The following is a 6,934-nucleotide window of genomic DNA, read 5'->3' as shown; positions in this document are numbered from 1 at the left end:
AGACCAAGTTCACGGGCAAGGTCTCTGGCGACTCCGGCGCGTTCAAGGTAGAGAAGATCGTTCTCCCGAGCCAGTACGCGCTCGTGGAAGTCTCCGGCTACTACCAGAACGAGGTGACGGGCAAGAAGACTAGCGGCTCGAAGACGACGCTCTCTGCCCTCGTGGACCTGAGCGAAGGCAAGACCGTGAAGGCGAACGTGAACCTGTTCACGGATCTCGAGTACGCCCGCGCGAAGCACCTCGTATTAAAGGAAAAGTTCAACGTCCCCGCGGCGAAGAAGCGCGCGACGAAGGAACTTTTGGCCGTGTTCGGCAGCAAGGGCGACGACGACCTGACCGCGACCGCGCTCAGCCTCTCCGACACGACTTCTGCAGGCCAGGCCCTGCTTTTCGCCTCCATCCTTTTGCAGGGCGACCTTTCGGCCAGCAAGTTCGGCATCCTCCTCGGCGGAATCGAGGAGTTCTTCGGTTCGACCGGTGGCCTCGACAGCGCGGAAGCGACCGCCGCCTTCGCCGACTGGGCGAGCAAGGCGGACAGCACCGACAACTTCGCCGCGATCCGCGAGAACGTGAAGGCGATGAAGCTCGTGACGGCCGTCCCCGACTTCGAATCGGCACTCTATGCGTTCTGGACAAAGGAATACGGCCTCGGTGCCTGCACCGACAGCCTCGAGGAAACCATCAAGAAGAACGAGAACAAGCATAGCGACAACTACGGCGCGGGCTACGCCTGCACGGCGAAGCGCTGGCACAAGGCGACCGCCCTCGACACGGAACTCGGCCTCTGCACCGGCAAGATGGAAGGCCAGTTCAAGGAATACAAGGGCGGGAAGTCGACCGAATACTACGTGTGCAAGGCCGGCTCGTGGAACAAGATTACCGAGACCCAGTTCGAGCTCAAGGAATGCACCGAAGACCGCGACAACGAGTATGTGATGACCAAGGACAGCAGCTATTTCGTCTGTTCGGACAAACAGTGGATTGAACTGGACGCCGTCACCTACGAACTCAAGCTTTGCACCGAAGACCGCAACATGGAGCTTGGCAAGACCGGGAAATCCGGCAGCTACGTATGCGAATGGGACGGCAAAAACGGCAACTGGCGCAAGGCAAGTGACGCGGACGTCGAACTGGGTGTTTGCGGAACCGAGTCCGTGACTGCCGGTAAAATTTACAAGACCAAAGGCGGAGACTATTACTTGTGCGCATCGGGTGAGTGGAAAAAATCGGACCAGCTGTCTTACGAACTCCAGGATGCCGGCGAGTGCTCCGCCGAAAAGAACCTGACGACTTTCGAAACGGAAAATATCGGGCTCTATGTATGCGACAACAAGGAATGGCGCAAGGCTACCTCGTTAGAAGCAGACCTCGGAGTGTGTGGCGCTACTGAATATCCTAAGGGATCTTTCAAACAGAAGGGCGGAAAATACTACGTCTGCAAGAATGAATGGAAAGAAACGGATGCAGTTTCCTTTGAACTTGAGGCGGAATGCACCCAGGACAGTGTTTTCAAGAAGTCGGATGCGGGCAAGTATTATGTTTGCATGGATGGAGAGTGGCAGACCACCAATGAATTGACTTATACTCTAGGTTATTGTACGACTTCTAATGCGGGCTACATGAAAGCGGCCATGGATAAGTACTGGTACTGCAAAGATTTGAATTGGGAAGAGATTGACAGGGGAACCTATTCAACAGGGAGGTTCTGTAATAAGGACATTGATTCCACTCTGGTGGAAGGATTTGCCTGTGTCCATACGGGCTCGGGCAGCAGTGCTGTTTATAGCTGGAGGGAAGAGACTGCGGGAGAAATGGCGAACAACGCCTTCTGTAGGCCAGGATTGAATGATAATGTGGTCCATGAAGGCTATGTGTGTGAATTGAATGGCTCCGTTTATGCTTGGCGAACTGCCACGACGGCCGAGAATATTACCGGAAAAGTTTGCATTTACGAGAATAAGGGCGTGGATGGTAACTATGCCTGTGATAAAAGCAATGGTTCGTACGCCTGGAGGAATGCAACGACTTTTGAAAAGGCTGTCGGTTTTTTGTGTGAATCACGTAAGTCGGGAATCTACGGCAACTATGCATGTGATTATGACGGCTCAAAATACCAGTGGAGAAATACTACCGCGGCAGAAATTGCGACGGGGAGTTTTTGCGTAGAAAATTTTAATACAAGAATAGTAAATGGCTATGTTTGTCAATACGGTAATACGAATTGGAGAACTGCTGATCCAGTTGAGTTGGAAACGGGCAAAGTCTGTGGAAAACTTAGCAGAAACGATAATGGTGCTGTTACGGAAACTAATAATATCCTGTATTCAGGGAAATATGTTTGTTCTGCACACACTAGTACTAGTAGCTGTCTGTCAAATAAAATAAATGGTTATTGCTGGCGTAATGCAATGGCTATGGAGAAAACGTTGAATACACCTTGCGAAACTAGGAAAAATTATGAGCGATTCGGCAAGTATAGCGGCGACATGTACCGCTGTGTAGATACCACGGCTCATACGTGGTCAAAACATGGTTATGCGACTATGACCGATACCCGTGATAACAACACGTATCGCATAGTGGATGTCAATGATGATACGGTGATGGTTGATAACCTGCGTTACCGCCATGATAATGATTCCAGCTCGAACTGGACGTGTTACCAGAATAAGATTGCAAATTGTAACAATTATGGAGTCCTATATACTTGGACTGCGGCGGCAGGACAGCCACAGGTATATCTCGATAGTTATCTAGATTTGAGCAATGTCGTTAATCAGGGGGCCTGCCCCGCTGGGTGGCATGAACCGACATCTAGCGAAGACGACTGGGTGTTCAAAGAAATGAATGAAAAAGGATTGCTTCCTGAAGACGTTTTCGGTCGCTATGTAGGAAACAAGTATGAAGAAGCCCCCTGTTGGTGGTCTGCCACAAATAATATTACCGATGCGGCTTGCTTTATGAATGCGGACTTGACGAATACCAATGGTAAGTATGATAAGATCAGCAAAAGGTCGTACGCATACCTCCGCTGCATCAAGAACAGACAGTAAAAATCACCCTAAAACATTCTTTCCCGATGGAGTCCGGTATGGATTTGCTAAAAAAAACAGGCGTCGTGGCAGGTGTGCTGCTCGCGGCTCTTACCACCTTCGCTCTGACCGCCTGCGGCGACGACGGCAGCTCCGGCAAGCCCGCCCCGGAAAAGGACGGCACGGCTTCCGTCCCGACCTACGACGACCTCGCACACTGCACCAAGAGCCACTACGGCGAAATCGTGTTCGTGGAAGAGGAAAGCGCCTACTTCGAATGCACCAGCGAGGACTGGGCCGAGGTGGACGAGTCGAAACTCGACAGCCTGCTCGCTGCGGCAAGTTCCAGCAGCGAGGCCGACGAAGACAAGCCTAAATCTTCCAGCAGCCTGAAGGCCGACAGCACCGAGACCGCCGACGTGGAGAAGGTGGAGGTCGACTCCATCACGGTGAAGGGCTTCGCGCAGAAGGGCCCGTTCGCGAGCGGCACCGCGGTGACCGTCTACGGGCTCGACAGCCTCCTCGAGAAGACGAAGACCAAGTTCACGGGCAAGGTCTCTGGCGACTCCGGCGCGTTCAAGGTAGAGAAGATTGTTCTCCCGAGCCAGTACGCGCTCGTGGAAGTCTCCGGCTATTACCAGAACGAGGTGACGGGCAAGAAGACTAGCGGCTCGAAGACGACGCTCTCTGCCCTCGTGGACCTGAGCGAAGGCAAGACCGTGAAGGCGAACGTGAACCTGTTCACGGACCTCGAATACGCCCGCGCGAAGCACCTCGTGCTCAAGGAAAAGTTCAACGTCCCCGCCGCGAAGAAGCGCGCGACGAAGGAACTTTTGGCCGTGTTCGGCGGCAAGGGCGACGACGACCTGACCGCGACCGCACTCAGCCTCTCCGACACGACTTCTGCAGGCAAGGCCCTGCTTTTCGCCTCCATCCTGCTTCAGGGCGAACTTTCCGCGAGCAAGTTCGGCATCCTCCTCGGCGGAATCGAGGAGTTCTTCGGTTCGACCGGCGGCCTCGACAGCGCGGAAGCGACCGCCGCCTTCGCCGACTGGGCCTCGAAAGTCGACAGCACCGACAACTTCGCCGCGATCCGCGAGAACGTGAAGTCGATGAAGCTCGTGGCGGCCGTCCCCGACTTCGAATCGGCGCTCTATGCGTTCTGGACAAATGAATACGGTCTCGGCGCATGCACCGACAGCCTGGAATCCACCATCAAGAAGAACGAGAACAAGCATAGCGAAAATTACGGCGCGGGCTACGCCTGCACGGCGAAGCGCTGGCACAAGGCGACCGCCCTCGACACCGATCTCGGCCTTTGCACCGGCAAGATGGAAGGCCAGTTCAAGGAGCACAAGGGCGGGAAGACTGCCGAATATTACGTGTGCAAGGCCGGCTCGTGGAACAAGATTACCGAGACCCAGTTCGAGCTCAAGGAATGCACCGAAGACCGCGACAACGAGTACGTGGCTACCAAGTCCAAAGAATACTTTGTCTGTACCGGCAAGCAGTGGCTTGAAATCGACGATATCACTTATGAACTCAAACTCTGCACCGAAAAGCGGAACATGGAAGTCGCCAAGACTGAAAAGTCCGGAAGCTATGTTTGTGAATGGTCCGATGGAGAAGGCGTATGGCGCAAGGCGACAGATGTGGAAGCGGAACTTGGCGTGTGCGGTGGCAAGGATATAAAGGCCGATGGCGTCTACAAGACTGAAGCTGGTGACTATTATCAGTGCTCGGCGGGTAAATGGGAAAAGTCAACCCAGTTGTCGTATGAACTGCAGTCCGTAGGAACCTGCACTGAAGACAAAAACCTAACATCATTCGAAACTGCTACGCTTGGTCTTTATGTGTGTGACGCTAAGGAATGGCGTAAGGCAAGTGACCTTGAAGTGGAAATTGGTGTGTGCGGAAGCGAAAGTAAGAAGGATTCTTCTCTTGTTCAAACGAAAACTGGAGCATACTATGCGTGCTTAGCCCAAAAGTGGACCACAAGCGATGCGGTGACTTATAAACTTGGATTCTGCAAGGCGACCATGCAAGATGTCGTGGGTTGGACGGGTGAATTCCTTGATGTTGGATTGGGTAATATACCCGATTCAAAGTCGGAAGGCAATTACTACCATTGTGATAATCTGCATTGGGTTGAAACGGACAAGCTCAACTACCTCTATGGCGCAACATGTAAAAATGCATCCAGTTATGTTAACTATGGGTGGAATAATGAAACATATGTAATGGATGTGCTAAAGAAAGATTCGTATAAATACGCTAGGTTCTTTGGAGAAAGTAACACGACTAATCTTAGTGCCAGTCAACTTTCTGCGTATGAGACTATGGCTGCAGTAGGTGAAAAAACTGCAGATTATGTCTACTGTGATAATGATGAGTGGTCGATTATAACAAGGGCTGATTTTGAAATGCGCTCTTTCTGTAATGCTGATAACGTTAATCATCATGGTCAAGGCTTAACTTTGGCTTCGAATACAAAGTCTAGTATATATTGGTGGTGCGAAAGCAGCGGAACATCGCCGAATGTTTCGTATAGCTGGCGTGAAATGAATGAAGGTGAGATTGCGAATGATCAATTATGTACATCAGCACTGAATGATTATAAAGTTCATAATGGGTATATATGTTTGTCGAACGGATGGCGAAAAGCTTCTACCGCAGAAATTGCAACAGGATCGTTATGCTATAGTAGTGTTGAATATACAGTGAAAAATGGATATGTTTGCGAATATAATAGTGGTTATAAGTGGCGAGAAGCTACGGCAATTGAAAATGAAGTGGGAAAAGTATGCAAATCAATGAATGGCTGTTATTATCTAAAGTCAGCTTGTGACATTGAGCGTGGTTACGTGTGTATTTTGGGAGAAGGTTGGCGAACGTTAACTGTGGCGGAAGCGGCTACTAATAAAATTTGTACTTTCCAAAATGCTGCTACATATAATGGAAATGCAAATGCATATAATGCTGCACCAGGAACAACGATTAGTGGGTACACATGTACCGCAACAACTACAGGTAATACTACAACTTATGCTTGGAAAAAGTAATTTTAATCCCTAGCCCTTTCAAATAATCTTCTCGCCCTGTCGTGCTCCGCATGACGGGCGTTTTCTTTTGGTATTCCCCTTTTTGGCCCATAATGGTCCATTTGGAGTATGTTTTTACGAAAAAGGTAACCTCGTTCGGGGTGCCTTTTTTCTTTTTTTGGTGCCACTATGGCAAAAATTCTCTTTAAAAAACAGTTATCTCCTGCGGTATTCCAATTCCGCGTCGAGGCCCCGCTGATCGCCCAAGAGCGTAAGGCCGGCCATGTTCGTGGAGCTTGCCCTAGTGGATGGCTCGTCCCGAATACAGTCGAAGCGGAATGGCTCATGAGGTTCACCGATGACATATACTATCGTGTTAACGCAATAAATGGGAACACCAATGCCTCTAAAAAAGCATGGGTATCTTACGATGTTGAACGCCTTTGGCCCGCAAAACAACTAAACGGGGTGTGGATTAAATACCAAGATTACGTATGGGTATGGGTTCCAACGGACTATATTTCTTTCAATTTCCAAAACGATGCGTACAAACAGACCGATTATTTCTACGTTTACTGTATAAAGACGAATTAAGCCTAAACCATTAAACTCAAAGCCGCTTCGGCAGATGCACCGGGAGCGGCTTTTTTATATATTTAAATACAGGGAAATTAGGAGAAAACCTGTAGAGAGGATTTATCATGAAAAAATTTGCAGGAATCTTTGCTTTTGTATCCGTCGTGTTCCTTGCCGCCTGCGGCGACGACGGCAGCTCCGGCAAGCCCGCCTCGGAAAAGGACGGCACGGCCTCCGTCCCGACCTACGACGACCTCGCTCACTGCACCAAGAGCCACTACGGCG

General features: G+C 50.6%; 3 protein-coding genes. All 3 read left to right on the top strand.

The window, feature by feature from the left end:
* Nucleotides 1-3,053, top strand: a 3,053-nt coding sequence (locus tag B2310_RS09180) for an FISUMP domain-containing protein (protein ID WP_290730757.1), incomplete at its 5' end; no start/stop codon positions are given.
* 38 nt (nt 3,054-3,091) lie between these two features.
* The gene (locus B2310_RS09175) at nt 3,092-6,094 is read left to right on the top strand and encodes a hypothetical protein (RefSeq protein WP_290730754.1); all 3,003 of its coding nucleotides are present in this window, start codon (nt 3,092-3,094) and stop codon (nt 6,092-6,094) included.
* A gap of 168 nt (nt 6,095-6,262) precedes the next feature.
* A complete protein-coding gene (locus B2310_RS09170; RefSeq protein ID WP_290730751.1) occupies nt 6,263-6,667 on the top strand; it encodes a hypothetical protein in 405 nt (134 codons plus the stop codon).
* Nucleotides 6,668-6,934: the final 267 nt, after the last annotated feature.

Source organism: Fibrobacter sp. UBA3629, assembly GCF_002374005.1.
GTDB lineage: Bacteria > Fibrobacterota > Fibrobacteria > Fibrobacterales > Fibrobacteraceae > Fibrobacter.
This window is presented reverse-complemented; position numbering and strand designations above follow the sequence as displayed.